The sequence below is a fragment of the Paenibacillus sp. FSL H8-0079 genome, from assembly GCF_037991315.1.
In the GTDB taxonomy this organism is placed as follows: domain Bacteria; phylum Bacillota; class Bacilli; order Paenibacillales; family Paenibacillaceae; genus Paenibacillus.
On record NZ_CP150300.1, the window covers coordinates 3,807,321 to 3,830,030 of the forward strand.

At 45.2% G+C, this 22,710-nt stretch carries 21 protein-coding genes and 1 riboswitch; of the genes, 5 read left to right on the forward strand and 16 right to left on the reverse strand.

Features of this window, described 5'->3' with window-relative positions; genetic code table 11:
- Nucleotides 1–145: 145 nt before the first annotated feature.
- Together mobB and glp are read right to left on the reverse strand one after the other, a co-directional pair.
- The gene (gene mobB / locus MHI06_RS16885) at nucleotides 146–679 is read right to left on the reverse strand and encodes a molybdopterin-guanine dinucleotide biosynthesis protein B (protein ID WP_340398527.1); all 534 of its coding nucleotides are present in this window, start codon (nucleotides 677–679) and stop codon (nucleotides 146–148) included.
- A gap of 7 nt (nucleotides 680–686) precedes the next feature.
- Complete coding sequence (glp, locus tag MHI06_RS16890; RefSeq protein ID WP_340402136.1) at nucleotides 687–1,955, reverse strand: gephyrin-like molybdotransferase Glp; 1,269 nt, start codon at nucleotides 1,953–1,955, stop codon at nucleotides 687–689.
- A 171-nt stretch (nucleotides 1,956–2,126) separates the two neighbouring features.
- Between glp and MHI06_RS16895 the strand changes: the two genes are divergently transcribed.
- Nucleotides 2,127–2,417: an HNH endonuclease gene (locus MHI06_RS16895; protein WP_169481005.1), complete on the forward strand. Its 291-nt coding sequence runs from the start codon at nucleotides 2,127–2,129 to the stop codon at nucleotides 2,415–2,417.
- 108 nt (nucleotides 2,418–2,525) lie between these two features.
- Here MHI06_RS16895 and MHI06_RS16900 read toward each other — a convergent pair whose 3' ends face one another.
- The 5 genes from MHI06_RS16900 to MHI06_RS16920 form a co-directional block, all read right to left on the reverse strand.
- Nucleotides 2,526–3,272 (reverse strand): DUF4247 domain-containing protein, encoded by a 747-nt coding sequence (locus MHI06_RS16900; RefSeq protein ID WP_340398528.1) that lies wholly within the window; start codon nucleotides 3,270–3,272, stop codon nucleotides 2,526–2,528.
- Nucleotides 3,273–3,283: 11 nt separating this feature from the next.
- Nucleotides 3,284–3,790, reverse strand: a complete 507-nt coding sequence (locus MHI06_RS16905) for a DUF4178 domain-containing protein (protein ID WP_169481007.1) — start codon at nucleotides 3,788–3,790, stop codon at nucleotides 3,284–3,286.
- Between the two features lie 23 nt (nucleotides 3,791–3,813).
- Nucleotides 3,814–4,215 (reverse strand): DUF350 domain-containing protein, encoded by a 402-nt coding sequence (locus MHI06_RS16910; RefSeq protein ID WP_169481008.1) that lies wholly within the window; start codon nucleotides 4,213–4,215, stop codon nucleotides 3,814–3,816.
- Nucleotides 4,216–4,310: 95 nt separating this feature from the next.
- Nucleotides 4,311–4,982, reverse strand: coding sequence for a PspA/IM30 family protein (locus MHI06_RS16915; protein ID WP_076331579.1), 672 nt, complete (start codon nucleotides 4,980–4,982; stop codon nucleotides 4,311–4,313).
- 112 nt (nucleotides 4,983–5,094) lie between these two features.
- The gene (locus MHI06_RS16920) at nucleotides 5,095–5,436 is read right to left on the reverse strand and encodes a hypothetical protein (RefSeq protein ID WP_169481009.1); all 342 of its coding nucleotides are present in this window, start codon (nucleotides 5,434–5,436) and stop codon (nucleotides 5,095–5,097) included.
- A 154-nt stretch (nucleotides 5,437–5,590) separates the two neighbouring features.
- On the opposite strand from MHI06_RS16920, the gene MHI06_RS16925 reads away from it, so the two are divergent.
- The gene (locus tag MHI06_RS16925; protein ID WP_169481010.1) at nucleotides 5,591–6,382 is read left to right on the forward strand and encodes a polysaccharide deacetylase family protein; all 792 of its coding nucleotides are present in this window, start codon (nucleotides 5,591–5,593) and stop codon (nucleotides 6,380–6,382) included.
- A 105-nt stretch (nucleotides 6,383–6,487) separates the two neighbouring features.
- Here MHI06_RS16925 and MHI06_RS16930 read toward each other — a convergent pair whose 3' ends face one another.
- The 3 genes from MHI06_RS16930 to MHI06_RS16940 all read right to left on the reverse strand — a co-directional run bounded on the left by MHI06_RS16930 (nucleotide 6,488) and on the right by MHI06_RS16940 (nucleotide 9,751).
- Complete coding sequence (locus MHI06_RS16930) at nucleotides 6,488–7,120, reverse strand: 3D domain-containing protein (protein WP_340402137.1); 633 nt, start codon at nucleotides 7,118–7,120, stop codon at nucleotides 6,488–6,490.
- Between the two features lie 44 nt (nucleotides 7,121–7,164).
- Nucleotides 7,165–7,360, reverse strand: a riboswitch (cyclic di-AMP (ydaO/yuaA leader).
- A gap of 218 nt (nucleotides 7,361–7,578) precedes the next feature.
- A complete protein-coding gene (locus MHI06_RS16935; RefSeq protein ID WP_017688094.1) occupies nucleotides 7,579–8,301 on the reverse strand; it encodes an amino acid ABC transporter ATP-binding protein in 723 nt (240 codons plus the stop codon).
- A complete protein-coding gene (locus MHI06_RS16940; protein ID WP_169481012.1) occupies nucleotides 8,288–9,751 on the reverse strand; it encodes an ABC transporter substrate-binding protein/permease in 1,464 nt (487 codons plus the stop codon). Before MHI06_RS16940 ends, MHI06_RS16935 begins: the two co-directional genes overlap by 14 nt.
- A 183-nt stretch (nucleotides 9,752–9,934) precedes the next feature.
- Here MHI06_RS16940 and MHI06_RS16945 point away from each other — a divergent pair, with 183 nt between their 5' ends.
- Together MHI06_RS16945 and MHI06_RS16950 are read left to right on the forward strand one after the other, a co-directional pair.
- Nucleotides 9,935–11,110 carry a M20 family metallopeptidase gene (locus tag MHI06_RS16945; RefSeq protein ID WP_169481013.1) on the forward strand — a complete coding sequence of 392 codons (1,176 nt, stop codon included), beginning with the start codon at nucleotides 9,935–9,937 and terminating at the stop codon, nucleotides 11,108–11,110.
- A 419-nt stretch (nucleotides 11,111–11,529) separates the two neighbouring features.
- Nucleotides 11,530–13,311 (forward strand): alpha-glycosidase, encoded by a 1,782-nt coding sequence (locus MHI06_RS16950; RefSeq protein WP_340398529.1) that lies wholly within the window; start codon nucleotides 11,530–11,532, stop codon nucleotides 13,309–13,311.
- A 134-nt stretch (nucleotides 13,312–13,445) separates the two neighbouring features.
- Here the strand turns inward: MHI06_RS16950 and glgA are convergent, their stop codons facing one another.
- Both glgA and glgB read right to left on the reverse strand, forming a co-directional pair.
- Nucleotides 13,446–14,888 carry a glycogen synthase GlgA gene (gene glgA / locus MHI06_RS16955; protein WP_340398530.1) on the reverse strand — a complete coding sequence of 481 codons (1,443 nt, stop codon included), beginning with the start codon at nucleotides 14,886–14,888 and terminating at the stop codon, nucleotides 13,446–13,448.
- The gene (glgB, locus tag MHI06_RS16960) at nucleotides 14,885–16,891 is read right to left on the reverse strand and encodes a 1,4-alpha-glucan branching protein GlgB (protein WP_340398531.1); all 2,007 of its coding nucleotides are present in this window, start codon (nucleotides 16,889–16,891) and stop codon (nucleotides 14,885–14,887) included. The genes glgA and glgB overlap by 4 nt, the downstream gene beginning before the upstream one ends.
- 193 nt (nucleotides 16,892–17,084) lie before the next feature.
- Between glgB and MHI06_RS16965 the strand changes: the two genes are divergently transcribed.
- A complete protein-coding gene (locus tag MHI06_RS16965) occupies nucleotides 17,085–18,311 on the forward strand; it encodes a glucose-1-phosphate adenylyltransferase (RefSeq protein WP_340398532.1) in 1,227 nt (408 codons plus the stop codon).
- Between the two features lie 122 nt (nucleotides 18,312–18,433).
- Here MHI06_RS16965 and MHI06_RS16970 read toward each other — a convergent pair whose 3' ends face one another.
- Genes MHI06_RS16970 through MHI06_RS16985 form a run of 4 tightly spaced genes read right to left on the reverse strand, consistent with a single transcriptional unit; the run spans nucleotide 18,434 to nucleotide 22,688 of the window.
- Nucleotides 18,434–19,933 (reverse strand): HAMP domain-containing sensor histidine kinase, encoded by a 1,500-nt coding sequence (locus tag MHI06_RS16970; protein ID WP_340398533.1) that lies wholly within the window; start codon nucleotides 19,931–19,933, stop codon nucleotides 18,434–18,436.
- A complete protein-coding gene (locus MHI06_RS16975; RefSeq protein ID WP_017688086.1) occupies nucleotides 19,930–20,628 on the reverse strand; it encodes a response regulator transcription factor in 699 nt (232 codons plus the stop codon). Before MHI06_RS16975 ends, MHI06_RS16970 begins: the two co-directional genes overlap by 4 nt.
- Complete coding sequence (locus MHI06_RS16980; RefSeq protein ID WP_169481019.1) at nucleotides 20,621–21,940, reverse strand: hypothetical protein; 1,320 nt, start codon at nucleotides 21,938–21,940, stop codon at nucleotides 20,621–20,623. The genes MHI06_RS16975 and MHI06_RS16980 overlap by 8 nt, the downstream gene beginning before the upstream one ends.
- A 22-nt stretch (nucleotides 21,941–21,962) precedes the next feature.
- Nucleotides 21,963–22,688, reverse strand: a complete 726-nt coding sequence (locus MHI06_RS16985) for an ATP-binding cassette domain-containing protein (protein WP_062834868.1) — start codon at nucleotides 22,686–22,688, stop codon at nucleotides 21,963–21,965.
- Nucleotides 22,689–22,710: the final 22 nt, after the last annotated feature.

A 22,710-nucleotide genomic window follows, 5' to 3' on the forward strand; every position in this document is an offset into this window, starting at 1 on the left:
AAGCACCAATAATTTTAGTTTACATAATAAATGTTACGTTATATTAGAAATGGATCAATAATGCTCTCTGTACATTCAATCATGTGCAGCGACGATAATGTCCCACTTCTTTACGTTTCCACGATTCGATTTCAGTATTCTTCCTTCACTTGCTCTCAACCATCTGTAACAACGCTTGGGCTATATACTCCGTTTCATGAACCGAGTACCACGTTATATCCCTGTTTACGACGCTTAGCTCCATCACCTGATCTAGAGATAACCATGAGATCATACCCATTACCCTTTCAAGGCGATCCACTAGTGTCAGATCTTTCTCTTCTCGAACCATCACCAACTTGGGATAAGAAGCCTCTTTGAATCCCTCTATAACAATCCAATCATACCCGGATAGACGACTTAACATATCCTCCAGCCTGGTTGCTTGTCGCTCCATAATGGCAGTGCGTTTCTCTGACATAACAACCACCGCCGCGGCCCCTGCCTCCCCAAATCGATACGAATCCGTTCCTTCTTGATCCATCTCGAAATGGTCGTGTCCATCATGCTTAATCGCGGCTACCTTTAGTCCCATGGAAGAAAAGTGATCAATTAGCGCGGCTGTCATGGTCGTCTTGCCCGTGTTCTTGTATCCAACTATCTGTATGATATGTGGTTTTGTTCCACTCATTTTAGTCATATACCAACTACCTCACATGACCTGAGGGCAGTTTGAGAATGCGCACCTGTTCCCCCGCAGGAATGCCTTTTTTCTCAGGAGGAATAACAATTAGACAATCACTGTCCTTAATCGTAATCATCACGCTGGATTCATCTACACGGGCAGCAGCGGGTATGGCATACACCATTCCGTTGCGGATCTCTGTGCGTCCACGTACGAATCGTGTGAAATTGTTTACTTTGGCGTACCCTTCTTCCAAGGTCGCAGTCCATTCTTCCAAATAAGGATGAGCATCGGCTTGCATGGAACGAATGGTTGGACGAACAAATAGACCAAAACCCACAAAACAAGCCCCTGGGTTACCCGAAAGCGCAAAAAGTAATTTGTCTTTGTACACAGCAGCTGTGGTTACACTGCCTGGTCGCATCGTCACTTTGTTAAACAACATCTCCACATGTTCTTCCAACACAAGTTCACCCATAATATCATAATCCCCGACAGACACTCCGCCTGTGGTCACCACGATATCATTATCTTGAATGGCTTCTTCCAGCTTCACCCTTGCTGTGTTCACATCGTCAGCAATGGAACCATACATTACCGGCTCTCCACCTGCTTCAACGACTAGAGAACGCAACATATAACTGTTGCTGTTCCGAATCCGACCTGGTTGCAGTGGCTCATCTACATCAAGCAATTCCGTTCCTGTGGCGAATATCGCAACCTTAGGACGTTGAAATACAGGTACTTCTGCAATGCCAAAAGTCGCTAACACGGACTGCTCTCCTGCCCTGATGATCGTTCCTGCTTCAAGCAGTTGCTGACTCTCCTGGACTTCCAGTCCAATGGGTGTGATGTTAGCGCCCGACAATATCTGCCGTTTCAATGCAATCCACTGTTCTCCGTTCTCTTCCTTACTCTCGGTCATCTCCATCATGACCACGGCATCCGCACCTTCAGGAACCTGTGCTCCTGTCATGATGCGAGCCGTTGTACCTGAAACAATGGTGTGGTCCGAGGTGTAACCGCAAGGAATTTCGTCAATTACCCGAAACCAGATTTGATGATCACTAGATGCATCTAGGGTATCTGTACTTATAATTGCGAATCCATCCATACCCGATCTGCGGAAGAATGGATACGGATGAGGTGCCTGAATAGTCTCTGCAAGTGTACGTCCATGGGCAGATTCGAGGCGAACTTTCTCTATGGAGCCTGAAGTCACGCGTGCAGCTATTTTGGCTTGGGCATCCGGTACCTGTACAGCTGTACGATTGAACTTGGCAGTTGTCATATCATATGAATGTGAGTTTAGTTTCAAAAGTATTCTTACCTCCTAGAGACATATCATCGTTTAAGAAAAGTGTAGCCCGAATGCGGTAAGATGACAAGTACATCGCTCACATCCAACATGAAAGCAAGCGTATATGCCCATAATACAAATGACAAAGGGAGGCGATACATCATGAGTGAACGATGTGAATTATGCGGAAGAGAACCTGTGGACACGACCATTCATCATCTGACACCCAAAGAAATGGGCGGAACTTTCCTGCCTACGGCCAATCTGTGCATCCCCTGTCACAAACAGATTCATTCGCTATACACCAATCGCGACATTGTAACTCTTGGTCTCACGGACCTGCAATCCTTGAGACAGGATGAACGAATGATGCCATTTATCCGCTGGATTCGCAAGCAGCCTGCTTCAACGATTCCCCGCGTACGCAAATCCAATCATGTTCGCAAATCGTAAACCAAAAAGAACAGCTCCAAGGTAATGTGCCGGCGAGATGAATCCGCCTTCCCTTTTCGCTGTTCTTAAATAAACTATTCGATTGACAGCGACGCTTACGATTAAATGTTATCTACGCCTCATAATGCGGCCGCCGCCCACTCTGGTTTTTGGTTTTTTATAAGATTTCTTAGGTGAATCAAACAATCCGCCCAGGCCACCACTGCTTTTGTTGCGATCAATGGTTCCCTTGCTCTGATCCTTGTTACGGTTGAATAATCCTCCGCCAGATCCCACGCTTGAATCTTTATCGCTTCCGCGCCTTGTAATTGTACCTTTCCGATCCACAGTAATGGGTGGAGCAACCTTCTTGTCATTACTCGTTGGTGTACGGTAAGATCCTGCACTCGGTTTATACGTATCTTTATTGGTATAACCCCGATAATTACCATTGCCCCGTCCACCAAAAGAATCGAACAGATTACCTATTAATGTAGCAGTCAGGTAACCTTGTAAAAAAGATGAATCGTAGTTCTGCCGAACATACTCCTTTGAGTCCACCTCAACCAAGGTATCCTCCGGCTTATTCGGATCTTGTTGCAGATGATAATACTCGTCCTGATACACCAGGAACATACGCTCCGTGTTCTCTGCCGAGATCTGATCCGGTTGCCTTTGGTCAGACAATTCCTGAGCCACTTCCGGAACCGTTCGGTCCGAGGCCCGGTACACATAGGACGTTGAGTTACCACTGCCACTAACCGATTCAAGCGGATATGTGTCCTGAACAGAAGGTGCTCCGCACGCGGACAACAGAGACATCACAAGGCTGAGGACCAGCATTAATTTTAATCCATGTGCCAAGCGTTTTTTCATTGGAACCTCTCCTAGCTCGAACGAATCACTTTGATATCCGCAGGAATAATGGACTCACCCTCATACAATGTAAATCTTCTGTCTTGCCACTCTACGCGAAGAAGCATATTATCATCCGACTGATACTGCCATACCAATTGTTCTCCTGCCTGGCCATACGGAGTTCTGCCTGCCGTAGATACCATGCCATCATATTCTTCCTCCAGATGATATGCGCGTCCATCCAGGTCCAGCAATGTAGGCACCTCATCAGGTGCATCTAGTCTGCCATCAATTGCTATATATAAGGCATAACGGGTAATTTCCCGTTCTTCGATATGCAAATATCGAAAGGCGGTACCATCCTGCAGCGTAAGCACAACTGCATTTCGAGCGCGATTTTGTACCCGACCAACGACTTCATAAGTGACGAGAGAAACCTCACAGATATCACCAGGTGCAAGCTGTAGCATGGTTTTCTCTGCCTGCGGCGGTTCAGGTTTCGTTAGTATTCCTTTAATTCGTTTCCATACACTCATGAGAATTACTCCTGTTCCTTATCTTATAAACAAGCTGCAATAATCAGTGCGCCCACGATATGTAAAGCGCCAGAGAACAACCCATATCCTGTTTTTCCTTGCTGAATTCCGGTATCCAGATCCAAAGTGGCCCATTTGCGAATCATAAAGTGTACGACACTCTCCAGAATCAACAAAATGATAAAGGATACAACGGAGACCAACAGTGCTTCTCCCAGGTGACCAGCCGTAGAAATAGACGTAGCGAGTACATACCCTTGTGCAAATAACTTCATAACCATACGTGTAGTAACGGCCATATTGCCAGCCTTAACTTCAGCAAAATCCTTATATTTCGTGAACAGTGAATCAACATACATCAGGACAAACAGCAAAACCGAACCAGATACGGTCCAGACCAGCATCGCCAAAATGTTCAAATCCATTTACACAGCCCCCACATATCAACATGAACCGCATTTAAAAGCGAAGGAGAAACGCTCTTCTCCTCCGCTGGTTAACCCTGCTGACAACCAAGGTGTTAGTTCTTATTATCGTACTGTTTCATCAATGCTGCGAGTTCGTCTTCAACAGCCTGGTCTTTACCCAACTTCTCGAACTCTTCGTCCAAAGACTTGCCTTTGGAGGACATTTCGTTGCTTGCTTCTGCCTGTGCTTCCATCTGCATCATTTTCTCTTCCATACGCTTCATGCCAGCACTTGCCGTATCAGAGCCAAACCCATTCAACGCTTTGTTGATTTCCGTTTGAGCTTTTGCTGCATTGTAACGTGCTACCAATGTCTCACGTTTGTTCTTCATTTGAGTCAACTGCTTACGCATCTCGTCGAGCTTGCCACGCAGGTTATCTGCAGAAGCCTTGTTCTGATCATAGCTGGTTTTGTACTCAGCCATCTTCTCTTCAGCAACCTTTTTCTCTTCTAAAGCACGTCGAGCCAGATCCAAATTCTGAGCACGAGCCGCCGTATGCGCCTGCTCTTCACGTTTCTTCACCAGAGCTTCCTGCTCTTCGAATAGCTGCTTGAATTTCTTCTCAATGGCAATCTGTGCGGCTACTGCTTTCTCCGCATCTTCCAGATCCTCTTGCATATCACGGATATATTGGTCCGTCATCTTGATTGGATCTTCCGCCTTGTCAATAATGGCATTGATATTAGACATTGTTAAATCACGCAATCGTTTGAAAATGGACATTATGTTATTCCTCCTAGTCGATATTACATCGTATATAAACATACATACGTAACAATCTACAACTCGTTTCAATTTTAGCAAATAAAATCAAAACTTGCGATTGCTCTTCATGTTAGGAAGATCCTTTATCCTTGTTCAGATGATCCTCCATTAGCCTCTCTGCAGTCTGCACGATTTCGTCGATCTGCATCCGTGTAATGGAATCAAAATGGATACCCATGATCACCGTAACGGTTACTTTCAGCTGAAGGGCAGCCTTTCGGGCAAGCCGCTCACACAGCTCTTGTTCCTTGTGACCCGGAATATGTACCGTCGTCCCGCTTACGCGCTCATGATCCACGTAGAACGTGGCTACAGCGCCAATATGCGCCTTTCCTCCGGTAACGAGAAAAACCTTATCATCTCCTGCCTCAATCACTTGTAAACGTATCGATTTCAAATCATATGTACTCATAACCATCCACCTATCCTTCTCTATATGTTATATATGGAGGAATTATGGCTTTAACAAGATAAATCCGCAATGAAAATTCTCACACTACGCATATTTTATGGACACCTCGGACATACCAAGGAGAACATCATTTTTGGAAAAGGAGGCCGTTATTATGCGCGTACGCCTCATTATGCTGATGGTTATCGTTATTTTTTTCGGAGGATACCATGCTCCAGCTTCATCGCGGGATGCTTCAAGCCCGCCAAGTGAATCAGTATCAGTTTCAGATTCCGCGGAAGAAGAACAACTGACATTGGGACAATTACGTCAAAAATATGCGGATACGTTCAAAACGAATGGTCCTTCAACGAAGCAGGTTGCCCTGACTTTTGATGACGTGCCCGATCCACGATTTACTCCACAGGTATTAGATGTATTGAAGAAATATAAAGTCAGAGCTACATTCTTTATCGTTGGTAGTCGTGCTGAGAAACATCCGGATCTGGTGAAACGTATAGTTAAGGAAGGGCATATTGTTGGCAATCACAGCTACAATCATCCGGAATTCAGTAAGCTGTCGATGAATGCCTTTCGCAAACAAATTTTACATACTGGGGATATCATTCATCACCTAGCAGGATATACGCCCAAGATGATCCGGCCACCTTACGGAGATATTAATGAAGAACAGCTGCAATGGGCTGCCAGACAACACTATAGCATTGTGAACTGGAACGTTGACTCACTGGACTGGAAAGGCCTCTCCAAGGAAGAGGTGAAGGATAACATCCTATCTGCCGTAAAACCCGGTTCCATCGTTCTGCAACATGCCGGGGGCGGTGTGGGTTCGAACTTGAATGGCACGATTGAGGCTTTACCTGAAATTATTGAGGAACTGCGTAATCGGGGGTATGAACTGGTCACCTTGGACGAGATGTTGGGGTTGCCAAAAGCCAAGGATTAGGATGTCCATGTAGGAAATGATGACGATGTTAAAAGGGTGCCTGTTCAATCGCAAGTAGCGACTGGCAGACACCCTGTTTGATTTCGGTTAGATGTAATTAATTTTCTACTTCAGAATATACAGCTCGATATCCTGGAAACCAAATGTGCTTACGGACTGCTTGCTACCAGGGATAAAGATATCAATCCGGTGACCCTTGATTGCACCACCAATATCACGTGCTGTCGCTACAAAAGCCTGCTTTGGCAATCCCGGATGGCTGTGACCGGTTACCAGTACTTTGGTTCCAAGTGGAATCACACTGGGATCAACCGCAATCGTACCCAATTCAAGATCATTCCCGAAGTAATCCACAGCACCCCATCCCCCATTTTCGGACGGATCTGCAGAGTATGCCGTTGCTTTCACGTTCACTGCTTTACTGTAATCGAACGTTTTTCCCCAGGCTTGAACAACTTTGTTATCTGCGTTAACGTCCAAGCTTGCTGTAGTCACAGTCTTCGCTTGGGTCTTGCTCTCCGTAGCCGCGGCAGCTGCTACATTGTTCGCCTTACCGGGAATCGTAATTTTCAAACCACCATAAATGTTGTAAGGCGAAATGTCGTTGTTTGCTTTAACCAACGTGTTGAGTGCTACTCCATACTGTTTCGATAAGGTGTAGAAGGTATCCCCTTCTTTGGCCACATGAACTGAATCTGCGTGAGCCGGAACGGCTTGAATGAGCATTACTGTTGTCATTAATGCTACTGCTGTTTTGGCTATACGTTTCTTGTTAATCATGGTCTTCCTCCCTCATTATGCCTGCGAAGTTAGTTGTCGGATTCGGATGAGGAGCCACCCTATAGGTTCTTCGTTACATTTGAAACATTATGTACCCCTAATTCACCCCAAGCAGTGTGCCTTAGATCTTCCCCCTGCACGGTCTGCATCGTTACATCCCCCGCACTCCCTGTCCGGAAGTTTCGGCAGAGTTCAATATATCACAATTTTGTAACCTGAACTTGTAGTAATTCTTACCAAATGGTTTTCAGCATGTCATCAACTGTAAGAATACTGGATAATTCAGAATAGTTTGACGAACCGATTTCTTTATATTTGGTAACAGAAAAGTTACTTTTCGAATCCTTAAGTGATTATTTCGCATAAAAAAATAGCGTCACCGACTCGAAGTCAGTAACGCTATTTGATCAGTTCTTTTAGAGTACTTTCGCAAGAAAATCACGTGTACGTGAATTTTTCGGTGCTCCAAACACCTCATCTGGTGTTCCCTCTTCTACAATAACCCCGCCATCCATGAACAGGATCCGGTCTCCCACTTCACGTGCAAAACCCATCTCGTGCGTCACAATGACCATGGTCATCCCGCCTTCTGCAAGACGTTTCATGACATCCAGCACTTCACCGACCATCTCGGGGTCCAGTGCTGAAGTAGGCTCGTCAAACAGCATCACATGCGGTTGCATGGCCAACGCTCTTGCAATGGCGATCCGCTGCTTCTGTCCACCGGACAGCTGATTTGGGAATGTATCTTTTTTATCGTACAAGCCTACCGTGTTAAGCAGATCAGCAGCAATTTTCTCCGCTTCCTGCGTGGATTGCTTCTTCACTTTAATTGGAGCAATCGTGATGTTTTGCTGAACCGTTTTGTGTGGGAACAGGTTGAAATGCTGGAACACCATGCCCATTTTTTCACGAGTCGCATTGATGTTGTGCTTCGGATCGGTGATTGATACGCCTTCAAAATCAATCTCTCCCGAGGTAGGCTGTTCCAACAAGTTCAGACAACGCAAGAATGTACTTTTACCTGAGCCGGAAGGACCGATAACCACGACAACCTCACCTTTGCCAATCGTCACGTTAATGCCCTTAAGTACATCGTTATTACCATAAGATTTGTGTAATTGTCTAACGTCTATCACTTGCACTCAACTTCCTTTCCAGTCGTCCCAGCAGCTTGGACAAAATGAACGTCATTACAAAGTAGATGGCTGCTGCAATTAGAAACGGACTCAACCCTTGGAACGTAATGTTCTTGACCACGCTAGCCTGATACATAATATCCACCATACCGATAACGGAGATAATGGAGGATTCTTTGATAATAGTCACGAATTCATTACCGATCGCTGGTAATACAGCTTTGAAGGCTTGCGGCAATATAATGTAACGCATTGCTGCCCCTCTGCCCATTCCGAGGGAACGCGCTGCCTCCAACTGACCACGATCCACACCTTGGATACCTGCACGGAAAATCTCAGCCAGATAGGCACCACTATTAATGGAAAGTGTGAGAATACCCGCTTGAAGAGCAGAGAAATTAATTCCAAACGTCAAGGAAATACCATAGTAGATAATCATCAGCTGTACCAGCATCGGTGTACCACGGATAACTTCAACATAAGCCGTACCGATCCAGCGCAAGATTGCAGCGTCATGCAAACGGAACAAACAGATGATCAATCCGATGATAACCCCAAATATTACACCAAGTGCAGATAACAGGAGCGTGTATCCTACACCTGTTGCATAGAAACTTTTGTACTCCCAGAATACTTGGAAAATATTTTGTGATTTGTTCGCTTTATCCGCCATCAAGAGGCTGGCGTCCGTCACCATCTGATTGATTTTATCTTCACTTTTCAGTCGCTCCAGTGTTCCATTTACTGCAGCTAGCAGCTCGGTATTACCTTTACGAATCCCGATTGCCGCTTCTGCTTGCTCTTCGTCCGGAACAGCAGCAGCAAGTCCAATGATATCGTCCAGATAACCTGCAGCAACCGTATCTTCAACGATTGCCGCGTCAATTCGTTTTGTTTGAAGTTGAAGCACGATATCCGAGATTTTATCCAGCGCAGTAAGCTTCGCTCCTGGAATACTCTGTCCGATCGTTTCCTGAATGGAGCCTTTCTGAACGCCAATCTTCGCATTTTCAAGTTCTGCCATGGTTGGATATTTGTCTTTATCCACATTGCGAACCATAATCACTTGTTTTGATTTATAATAGGTGTCGGAAAAATCGATACTTTTCTTCCGCTCATCCGTCGGCGTCATACCTGAAACCACCAGATCAACACGCCCGCTCTGCAATGAAGGCAGAAGACCGTCGAAGCCCATATCCTCAATCACAAGCTCAGCGCCAAGATCTTTGGCAATCTCTTTGGCGATCTCAATATCGAAGCCGACGATTTCATCTTTGCCATTAATCACTTTATGGAATTCATATGGTGCAAAATCGGCACTTGTACCGAGCACCAGCTTTTTACTGCTTGAATTATCTGTAGTTCCACTTGCAAATGCCACAGGAACGGCAGTCGTCAGCAGAATAACAAAGGTCAACAGCATCATGGTGTAACGACTTATCAATTTCAACCTTTTTCTCTCCCCTTACAATACTTTGTATGCTTCTCATGTTGATGACTGAGTCATTATAAAGTACAATGCATGATTATGCAATGCATTTTGACATTACAAATCTTGACTTGTTTCTGAAAAAATGAAGCAAACATGATATAATCAATGGATTATTTTCATTTTTGCATAAGGAGTTTACTAATGACATCTAATAAATCACAGATCCTGACGGTTATTGATCAATATACTTCCCGTTTTAAAGCCATTTCATCATATATCGGTGCCAACCCCGAACTGGGAAATGAAGAGTATCTCGCTTCTGCCCGTTTGAAAGAAGAATTGCTCTTCCATGGTTTCACTGTAGAGGCTCCAATTCTGGGACTGGACACAGCCTTTATCGGAACCTATTCGGCCGCCAAACCCGGCCCTACCATCGCATTACTGTGTGAGTATGACGCTTTGCCGGAGATCGGTCACGCCTGTGGTCACCATCTAATCTGCATGATGAGTCTTGGTGCTGCTGTTGGGCTGAAATCCATTCTGGATGAAGTAGGTGGAACGATTAAAGTGTTTGGTACACCAGCTGAAGAGACACGAGGTGCGAAAGTTCCGATGGCAGAAGCAGGCTTGTTCGATGACTGCGATGTCGCTCTCATGGCGCATCCGTATTATGCCTACGAAAAGTCCGGCAGTTCACTGGCTATTGATGCTGTACAATTTGAATTCCATGGCCGCTCTTCACATGCTGCTGCAAGTCCGCACGAAGGCATTAATGCACTTGATGCTGTCATTCAAACGTTCAACGGGATCAACGCATTCCGGCAACAAGTGAAAAGCACCGTTCGCATTCATGGTGTGATTAACAACGGAGGGCAGGCAGCAAATATCATTCCTGACTATGCTTCAGCCCAATTTTATGTACGTGCAGCAACTCGCAAAGAACTGAATATCCTCACAGAACGTGTCATTCAGATCGCTGAAGGTTCTGCTCTCCAGACAGGTTGCAAGCTGGTGACATCCAACTATGAAACGTCCTACGATGAGATGGTCACCAATGAAGCATTCTCAGCTGCTTTTAGTCAAAATCTAATGGAACTCGGCATCCCGCAAGAAGAGATTGTGAGTGGTAACGATCATGGCTCCATGGACATCGGTAACGTCTCCCTGAAATGTCCTGCCATCCATCCCTACATTCGTGTTGTAGACGAAGTGCACACACTGCACTCCATAGCCTTCCGTGATCTTGCACTCCAAGAGCGTGCGCTGGACGGGATGATTTTGGGAGCCAAGGCACTAGCTACAACAGCCTACGACGTCCTGAGCCAGCCGGAGTTGCTTCAATCCATCCGTACAGAGTTCGAGCAAGCTATTCGCTAAGAATCGCTTCAACATGCTATACAGGGGTGCCCTGAACAGACTTGAAATCCAAGCTTGTTCAAGGCACCCTTTTCTTGATTTAGCTGTGAGTATATTCAGTAAGAAGCTGGATATGCTGTGAAAGAAACCCTTGAAAACACTGAAAACAATACATTTTATTACAGGAATTGTGTTTCGTTTGCTGGCTAACTTGGTTAATTATAACTATAAGTGCGTGTTCAAAAGACCGGTTTTCAGTACCGAGAAGATGGGATAAAGCTAGAAATGGAGTAGCGGAGCGTAGGCAAAACTACGTGAGCAACGGACATTTCGGCTGAATTCCATATTCGATGCCAATGATGCCGATAGGCATCACTTGTAATCAAAAGCGGGCTTTTGAACAACCTCTATAACTTATCCTATATTCAGGAGGTGCTGTCATGCTGCTTGAAGCCATGTATCATGTTCCTCGTGACAAGTGGGCCTATGCCTATGATTCGTCTACCATACATCTACGCGTACGAACCAAGCGAAATGATGTGCAATACGTGACTGCACTGACCGGAGATAAGTACAATTGGAATGGAACTTACAAGGAAATTCAACTGGAGAAGGCTGCTGCCGATAGCATGTTTGATTATTGGGAGGCTGCCGTCAAACCTCAATTCAAACGCCTCACCTATATATTTCGGATAACCGCCGGTTCGGAAGATGTTTTCCTCGCGGATAACGGCATTCATTATGAGGCCCCCTATCCAACCGGAGGATATTATGAGTTCTCTTATATACATGAGATCGATGTGTTTAAGGTACCCGAGTGGGCCAAAGAAGCTGTATTTTATCAGATCATGACCGAGCGGTTTGCCAATGGAGATCCCAAGCTGAATCCTCAAGGAACCCACGACTGGGGTGGCAAACCTGAGCTGGACAATTATTTTGGTGGAGACTTGCAAGGTGTGCTGGATCATCTACATGACTTGACTGAACTTGGCGTGAACGCCATTTACTTTACCCCGTTATTCCAGGCTAATTCCTACCACAAATACGACACCATTGACTATAAAAAAGTTGACCCCCATTTCGGTGATAACGCCATGCTCAAACAAGTGACAGAAGAATGCCATCGCCTGGGTATCCGTGTCATGTTGGACGCGGTGTTCAACCATTGCAGTGAAGACTTCCCTCCTTTTCAGGACGTACTCCAACATGGAAAAAATTCAACGTATGCCGATTGGTTCCACATCAATGAATATCCGGTTCAGATCAAGGAGGGTATACCCACCTACGATACGTTTGGGTTCTATGGCAACATGCCCAAGTTCAATACAGCCAATCCTGAGGTTAAGGCATATCTACTCGATGTGGCTGAGTACTGGATAAAGGAAATCAAGCTGGATGGCTGGCGTCTGGATGTAGCGAATGAAGTGGACAACCATTTTTGGCGTGATTTTCGCAAAGTTGTTAAAGCCGCGAATCCCGAAGCCTATATTGTTGGTGAAGTATGGAGTGACTCCTTGACCTGGCTTATGGGGGATCAATTTGATTCCGTCATGAATTATCCTTTTGCCGACAAAGTGCTTCAGTTCTTCTGTGGATCAATGGATGGTTATCATTTTGCCAACGAAATGGGTTCATTGATTATGCGATACCCACAACAAACGAATGAGGTCATCTTCAATATGCTGTGTAGCCATGATACCCCTCGCCTGCTCACCCGGTTAGGAGAAGACAAACGCCGATTAAAGTTGTCAGTTGTATTTCTCTTCACCTATATCGGTACACCTTGTATTTTCTACGGCGACGAAGTTGGAATTAGTGGTGATGCTGACCCCGATTGTCGAAAATGTATGGAATGGGACCCGGCCAAGCAAGACAGAGAACTTTATGATTTTTATCGTCTAATGATCGATCTACGCAAAAGCAATGAAGCCCTGCGCAAAGGACGTTTCCGTTTCCTCAAGGCTGATCATAATGATCCCTGTATCGTGTACGAACGCGTAGATGACAACCTCCACTTTACTGTTTGGATGAACAATACACCTCAAGATCGTACGCTCTCACATCCCATGGAGACGAAAGACTGGAAAGATGCGTTAACCGAAGAGCCTGTGTTTCCAACCGATGGATTGATGAATATTAAGCTCGACCCCTATGGGTACCGCATTTTGTACAGGCAGCTCGATCCGGCGACCATCCATTTTAACGATTCAGTCCAAGCATAATCATGGCAAAGGGAAAACACTTCTACCACTTTCAGATAAATGGAGTACGTTCATTCTGAAGTCTCGAAGTGTTTTTTTGCGTAAAAAAGCCACAGCATCACATGCTGTGGCTCATTCACGACTGCATTAATTTATTAATTTATAGGTTCAAGCGTAATCCGGCGATAGATATCCATATATTCCTCAGCTGAGACGTTCCAGCTATATTCTCCGCCCATGGCATTCTTCACAATTTTCTTCCAGTGTTCTGGCTGTTTGTAGATCTCCTCAGCACGCCGAATCGTATTCATCATGTCATGTGCGTTAAAGCTCGTGAATGAGAAGCCATTCCCTTCTCCTGTATACTCGTTATATGCCTGCACGGTATCATTCAGACCACCTGTTTCCCTTACGAGAGGCACACTGCCGTATCGCAGAGCCAGTAGCTGGCTAATACCACATGGCTCGAATCTGGATGGCATCAGGAAGATATCACTGCCTGCATAGAAACGACGGGATAACCCATCGTTGAATGTAATCTGGGCAGACATTTTGAGCGGATAACGATTCGCAGCTTCACGGAACCAGTGTTCATACGCCTGCTCCCCTGTTCCCAGTACCGCAAATTGAATGTCATCATAGTACAATAATTCATCCAGGATGCGGCAGACCAGATCAAGCCCTTTGGAGTCCACGAGCCTTGTGACCATGACCATGAGAGGTACATCCGGGCGAACAGGAAGTCCGAGTTCCTTTTGCAGCTCAATTTTGTTCTCCGTTTTCTTGGACAGACTCGTTCTGTATTTCACTGGTATCTTAGTGTCCGTTGCCGGGTTGTAGCTCTTGGTATCAATTCCGTTCACTATCCCGCTGAAGCGATCTCCAAGAGAACTGAGCAGTCCGTCCAAGCCATACCCATAGTAGGATGTCTGCACTTCCTCTGCATACGTTGGACTCACGGTCGTTACATGATCTGCGTACACAATTCCTGCTTTCAGGAAATTGACATTACCATAATATTCGGCCCCATCCACAGTGAAATATCGATCGTCCAGCTCAAGGATTTCACTGAATAACTCATGCGGGAATACCCCTTGGTACAACAAGTTATGTATGGTGAATACTGTACGTATCTCACTATAGAATGAGTCGTGTCTATAGTGAGCTTCCAGCAACAAAGGAGTCATTCCCGCATGCCAGTCATGACTGTGCAGTACGTCAGGCTTGAACTCAATCTGTGGCAACACTTCGAGCACTGCACGGTTGAAGAAGGCGAAGCGCTCGCCATCATCCATATACCCGTACACTCCGTCACGCCCAAAATAATACTCATTATCCACAAAGTAAACTGGAATTCCATCAAAAACCAGCATTTCTATTCCACAATAGGGTCTACGCCAGCCAAGGGGCACATCTGTTGTAATGACTGGCTGTAATGCGTCTTTATACTCATCGGGAATTCCCTTGTATTTAGGCATAATCACCCTCACGTCTGCCCCGCCCTTCTTCAAAGCGAACGGGAGAGCACCGATTACGTCAGCTAGGCCTCCTGTTTTGATAAATGGATGTACTTCAGCAGCAGCAAATAGAATATTCATGCCTTTGTCCTCCTCTTCGGTTTGAGCGTATTACTTTCATTCTTATTCTTCGTTTTTGAACTGACGGAAGTTATACTCGCAGGCGATTCATCCGTTTTCCGACGCGTGTTCTTTTTTAAAATCACGATGCTCAGCGGAGGCAAAACCAATTCGAGACTATATGGATGCCCATGAAAAGGAATCTTTTCGGTAGGTAGCTGCATATCATTAGTAATGCCTGAACCGCCGTAAACGGAATGGTCACTGTTCAGTACTTCGGTATACATACCGGGACGCATGACACCAATCCGGTAACGCTCCCGCTTGACCGGCTGAAAGTTAATGAGCACAAGGAGTGTATCCGCAGGTTTTTTTCCTTTGCGTACATATGAAATGACACTCTGGTCCTGATCATCCGGAGTGATCCATTCATAACCGTCCAAGGAATGATCAAGCTCCCACAAAGCTTTTTCGCTCAAGTACAGGTTAGACAGCTCACGCTCAAACTTATGCAAATTGCGGTGACTGTCATAATCCAGCAAGAACCAGTCCAGTTGATCTTCATCTTTCCATTCGATGAACTGGCCAAAGTCTCCACCCATAAACAGCAGCTTTTTCCCTGGGAAAGTCATAAAATAGCCCAGAAAAGCACGCATGCCGGCAAATTTCTGTTCATAGGTTCCTGGCATCTTGTCGAGGAGCGACTTTTTGCCATGAACAACCTCGTCATGAGACAGAGGTAGCACATAATTTTCAGCAAAGGAGTATACGACCGGGAAAGTCAGCAAATGATGTTTGGAAGGACGCTCATGAAAATCAGATTCCATGTAATCAAGCGTATCATTCATCCAGCCCATGTTCCATTTGTAGTTGAAACCCAGGCCACCCTCATCTACAGGTAACGTCACCATTGGCCATGCGCTGGATTCTTCAGCCATCATCAATGCATAAGGGAAATACTTGAACACTGTCTCATTCAGCTGCTGCAAAAAAGCTACAGCTTCCTTGTTCTCAAGACCCCCTTCATCATTGGTAAGGTATTGTCCTGGCTGCTTCTCAAAATCAAGCCGAAGCATACTCGTAACCGCATCAACACGAAGTCCGTCAAAATGATACATCTCCATCCAATACAGTGCATTGGAGATCAGAAAGGAACGAATCTCAGGTTTCGAGTAGTCAAAACTGAGCGTACCCCAGCCTGGTTTCTCCGCTAACATCGGGTCTGCATACTCATACAAAGGCGTTCCATCGAACATACGCAACCCATGAGCATCTTTGGCAAAATGTGCAGGTACCCAATCCAGCAATACGCCAATTCCAGCCTGATGCAGTGTATCCACAAGATACATCAGATCTTTCGGGTGCCCGTAACGGCTCGTTGGCGCGTAAAATCCTGTATTCTGGTATCCCCAGGAAAGGTCATAGGGATGCTCACTGAGAGGCATCATCTCAACATGTGTATATTTCATTTCTAATAAGTAAGGAACGAGCAAGTCAGCCATCTCACGATAACTATAGAGGCTACCATCTTCTTTGCGCTTCCAGGTTCCCATGTGCATTTCGTAAATATGTAGAGGTTTGTTATACATGGCACGTTGTTTACGTCTCCAGGCTCCATCATTCCATTTATAACCTTCGATTGAACTGGTGACAGAGGCTGTCTGAGGTCGAACCTCCGCTTGAAACGCGTAAGGGTCCGCTTTGAGCAATTCTGTTCCATCTTCCGTTAATATACGGAACTTGTATAAAGTTCCTTCACTGATTTCCGGAAAAAAACGACTCCAAAATCCTGATTCGGGTATCTTATATAAAGGTTCCTGTTCGCCTTTCCAACCATTACGGTCCAGAGCGAGCCCTACTTCTGCGGCATTTGGTGCCCATACGGTAAAGCGATAACCCTGACGGCCATCGCAAGTCTCAGGCTGCGCGCCCAACATTCGATAACTGTGATGAAGGTTACCTTCATGAAATAAATAAATATGCTCCGGCAATATGTCCGGGTGTGCTAACGGTTGAATGGCCAAAAGATCACCTTCTTCTCCAGAAAATAGATATAACAGTAACCATTACCCCATTCTAGCCAAGTTGAAAAGAAAAATGCGGTGTTTTAAAAAATGTTGTATATTTTCAGAATTTTTACAGCAATCATCGTTTCACTTGCTACACTTTGCGTTAATGATGTACTACAATGCACAATATTTTGGGAGGGAAACGATTATGTTTAATAAAGATTGCATCGCTATGCTGTTGGCGGGAGGAGAAGGGAAGCGATTAGCCCCTTTAACCTCAAGTATCGCAAAACCCGCTGTACCGTTTGGCGGGCACTACCGGATCATCGATTTTCCTCTCAGTAACTGCGTTAACTCAGGGATCGACACTGTAGGTGTACTAACGCAGTATCAAGCGGATTCATTACATGATCATATCGGTGGAGGAGAACCATGGGGACATGGTAACTCAAGTGAGGCAGGAATCTCCTTGCTTCCATCTTATCATACAGGAAATGACGAATACTTGGGAACGGCGGATGCTATTTATAAAAATATCGACTATATTGACAAACAAAACCCCGAAAATGTTCTAATTTTGTCGGGTGACCATATTTATCATATGAATTATCGCGAAATGTTGGAGGCTCATCAAGCCAATAATGCCGCAGCAACGATTTCAGTTATGGAAGTTCCGTGGGATGAAGCACATCGCTTTGGGATCATGGCTGCCGATGCTGATCTGCGTGTAACCGAGTTTGCCGAGAAACCGGCTGAACCAAAAAGTAATCTGGCTTCAATGGGAATTTACATGTTCAACTGGAAGTACCTGAAACGCCATCTCTTGGAAGACGCTGCTAACCCTGAATCCAGCCATGACTTCGGTAAAGATGTGATTCCTCAGATGTTGAACGAGAATAATCCCCTCTTTGTCTATAACTTTAATGGTTATTGGAAAGATGTAGGTACAGTTAAGAGTCTGTGGGATGCACATATGGATCTGCTCTATAACGAAGAAGACTGGAGTCTTCAAAAAGAAAACTGGCCAATGTTTACTCGCGACTGGCGCTCCAAGCCAAGTGCTTACAAAGCTAGACATACGAAGATTGAACATGTGGCATCCATGATTCACGACTCTTGTGCCATTGAAGGTCGTGCAGAACGTTCCGTGATCTTCTGCGGTGCTGAAGTAGGTAAAGGCTCTGAGGTTAAAGACAGTGTCGTCATGCCTAACGCACGCATAGGTCGTGGTGTTCACATCGAACGTGCTATCATCGGTGAAGGTGCGATTATCAAAGACGGTGCAATTGTGAAGGGTACGGCGGATGAAATTGTTGTCGTTGGACCTAACGAGATCGTCTCTGCCAAGCCGGCTGTCCGTACGCAACCTGTCCGTATATTAAAAGAAGTATATGAAAAAAGTGGGCGCCTGCGCGCTGGTGAACTTTCTTCATAATTAAATAAATAATATTAAGAAAGGCGAGCCTCGGATGGCTCGCCTTTTTTTGTATTGATATGAGTGTTATGGAGCGTGCATGCTCGATCATCACGTAGAAAAATCTCTTATCTTTTAAAACCTTAAGACTTTTCTAGATCCAATTTCACATCGCTTGCTGTTCGCTCATCTGTGACTTCAGCATCACCAGACTGGGTTACAGATTCCTCTGTACCCATCTCCTCAGCCACAGCCGGTAACGTAACCGTAACGGTTGTCCCCGATCCGAGTTCACTCTGCATCGTAATGGTTCCCTCATGTAGTTCTACCAGTTCCTGCGTAATCGCAAGCCCCAGTCCCGTTCCCCCATTCTGATGATTGACCTGGAAGAAGCGGTCCCGCACTTTAATTAGGTGTTCCTCACTGATGCCGATACCGGTGTCCTGAACAGCTGCAATAATCTGACCATTCTCCTCTTTGACGGATAAGAATATCCAGGAATTTTCATGTGAAAATTTGATCGCATTATCCACAACGTTCAAGAAGACTTGTTTCAGTCTGTTGCCATCTCCATGGACATTATAAGCACGAGTCTCATCCGTTTCCAACTTGAGATGAACCTGTTTTTGTTCCGCTTTGGCCCAGACATTCAACATCGTTTCCTGTACAATTTCACGAATGTTGACGGTTCCTTTGACCAGCTTCATCTGATTCTGCTGCAATTTGGAGAAATCCAGCATCTCTTCAACAAGTCCAATCAGTCGTTCGGTTTCCTTGGAAATGATACCCATCCCGATACGAGTTTCTTCCGGATCGTAACCGCCTGAGTCCAGTGTCTCACTCCAGCCCTTGATACTGGTCAGAGGTGTTCTTAGTTCATGTGAGATCGAAGAGATAAAATCATCCTTGATCTGATTACTGCGTACGATTTCATGTGCCATAAAGTTAAGCGTCGATGCCAATTCGCCCAGTTCGTGCTTATAATTCCCTTTAACCCGGACATCGAGCCGTCCCCTGGCCATTTGAGCAGATACTGCAGTGATGTTGTTGATTGGGCGTACAATGGAGTTTGCCATACCAATACTGATGATCAAGACAATGGCTAGCACGGCAACACCGACTGCAGCGGCAAGCAATCCCATATTCAGCAGCTTGGAATTCACATCTTCCAGTGATGTCAGATATCGAATAACATAAGTATTTTCGCCGCCCAGATCAAACTTGTGTGAAACGGCCATGACGGATTCTCCAGTACCTGGTTGCCTTCCAATCCAGCGTCCCATATCCCCGTTCAAAGCCTGCATAATATCACTGGTTTGCAACACAGCACGGTCAGATTCAAAAGCAGTCGAACTCGCCAATACGCGCCCGTTCAGATCCAAAATTTCCAATTCAGTATTGGATAATGCCAAATTCACAATCAGTCTGGACAGATTATTACCGTCCTCCGTATTATTCTCACGGGCGATCGGCTCGAAAAAGTCCTTTGAATTGGAAATATGGGTACTAATCGTATTGTAGATACTTTCATAATAATACCTTTGTACTGCCAACATAAATACGAATTCGACCAACAGCAGAGCAAGAAAAACTACGAAGAAATAGTGTAGTACGATCTGCCGTGTAATGCCTTTTTTAATCATTGCTCCCGGCCCTTCCATTTGTACCCGTGACCCCATACAGTCTGCAGGTATTCGGGCTCGGAAGGATTGTTCTCAATTTTTTGACGGAGACGACGAATGTTTACATCCACAATTTTGGGATCACCCATGTATTCTTTGCCCCATACGTGATCTAACAACACATCACGGCTGAGCGGTGTATTTTCTTTTTCCAGGAAAAACTGAATCAATGAAAACTCCGTGGGAGTTAACTCAATGGCTTCATTCTGTTTTTTAAATTGTTTCGAGATCAGATCCAGTGAAAATGGTCCGGACTGGAACGTAACCTTTGCCGCAGTTTCCCGATGCACGTTCACACGACGTAACAAAGACTGAATACGTGCAATCAACTCTGTTGGGCTGAAGGGCTTGCTTACGTGATCATCTGCACCAACGGAGAGGGCGTATACTTTATCCTGTTCCTGAACTTTGGCGGTCAAGAAGATGATACCCAGACGTTCATTGGTTTCACGTATGCGTCGACAGACCTCAAATCCATCAATACCTGGTACCATGACATCCAGCAGAGCCAGATCAATATCCGGTACCGTTTGCAGTATGCGAAGCGCTTCATGGCCGTCTCCCGCTTCAAGCACTTCGAATCCGTTTCTCTTTAAATTAATCACTATAAAACTGCGGATGGATTCTTCATCCTCAAGAATAAGTACTTTACTCATTAAGTTCTCCCTTTCTATTCAGCTGAGAAGTATTACTCAGTGCATCTTTACCCGCCTCTGATTGTGCTACTCGTGAAGCAATAACTCGATCTTTGGTGCGCGTAATTTCCTTCCAGCTTTTACCCTTCTCCTGTTCCCACTGGGAAAGGGTGAAATATTTGATCTCTGCCACGGTTTCATCCGTATCAATCATTTTAAATCGAATATATTTTTCCTTTTCCGATTTGGTATCAATAGTGATTTTACCGTACCACTCTGGCTTAAGGTTTAGATGAAATAAATCAGCATCATCCCGGAATTGGAATGAGACAAATTTCTTGCCGTCTTTGCCATCCCATTGATAATAGGTATAGAACCACAACCGAGAGTCAAAAACGTAATGCTCCCAACCTTTTGGAGTCTCTTTGAGTCCAAACTCAATAATACCATCATTATCAACATCACCGCTTAAAATTTTGTCATCTCTGTACGTTTGATCCGGTGATTTGAAAGCATTGACTAACTTATTATCCTTAACATACATAATCTGTGAGAAGGAACTCCGATCATCCAGCTCTGCATCCAGTACAATGCCCATTTGTCCTTCTGCGATCTCTCCGCCCAGAGCATTATAAACTTCTTTAACGGTATAATCGGTCTGTACCCGATCAACTTCCTTGAAGCTTCCATCTTCGTACTGGTATAACGCAATCGTTGCAAAACCACTGTTGTTCAGTGAAATGATAACAAAATCACTCTTGCCATCTCCGCTCAAATCCAGCGTGTTCCCTTGTGCATCATCAATGATATATTGATTATACGGGACTCCACCCAGAACCTGTTCCAGTGCCCCGCCCTTGTACGAATAGGCAGTCAAAGCTTTTTGCTCCTGTAAACTAACCCCAAGTATAATATCGGGATTACCATCATTCGTAATATCCAATACTTTAAAGGATTGCAGCTCATTTCCCGGCACATCAAATGTAAGCTTTTTAACCCATGTGCCTCCCTGCTCTTCCAAAATCATGCCATGGATTCGAACATTCTCATTCGGCGTTTCATAAAATACAATCGCTTCCCGAGTCCCATCCCCATTCAGGTCTTCCACTCGAATCATACTGGTATTATTCATATCCTTGGGACGAATCAACGTGCTCTCTGGCGGCAGTTTAACCTGAACCACGTTGTACAGTTTTTCCTTATCTGTAGACATCATTGGTTTTCTCATCAAACCCTTGGGGTCACTTATGACAGTACATCCGCTTAGAACAGAACCAAGCATAATCGCCATCGTTCCTGCTGCAATGAAGCGTCCCCACCGTGAATTAAACAATCTCATCACTCTTTTCAATAGTTTAAATCTGGTTTTTTTCTTGCTGTGTCAGTCTGCGTCCACGAATATCAAAAGCAATCTTGCCGTCTGCCAATCCCCAGATCCGTGTGGCATGTTTCTCAGCAAGTTCAATAGGCAATACTGCAATAACCGTTGCACGTTCTTCTTCACATAATTTGCGTAGCGTTTCCAGCACCGAATCCGCTGTGTGAGGATCAAGACCAATCACAGGTTCATCGGCCAGAACCACTTTGGCACCATGAGCGAGCGCTCTTGCAATGGCCACACGTTGCTTCTCGCCACCACTCAGCTTCTCTGCAATCTGATGTGCTTTATCGAGTAATCCCAAGTTTTCGAGATAATCCATCGCACCCATATAATCATCGGAACGTACCATACCGGTCACCATTCTCCATACGGGAGTCTGACCCGATCGTCCGATTAATACATTTTTAAGAGCTGTACGTCTAGGAAATAATTCTGGATTTTGTTCCAAGTATGCCCATTCCCGTTTGATTTTCCGTTTACCGGACCAGCCTTCTTTTAAAATCTCGGCACCATCCACCGTAAACCGACCAGAATCCCATTTTTCCATCATGGCCAAACATTTGAGCAACATGCTTTTCCCACTACCGCTTGAGCCAACTACAGCAATCATCTCACCTTGTTGCATATCAAATCGAATATCCCGTAGAACGGGAACGCGGTCCACGCCAACGGATTTACTCAAGTTCTCTACTCTGATCATCGCGATGTCTCCTCTTGTCCAT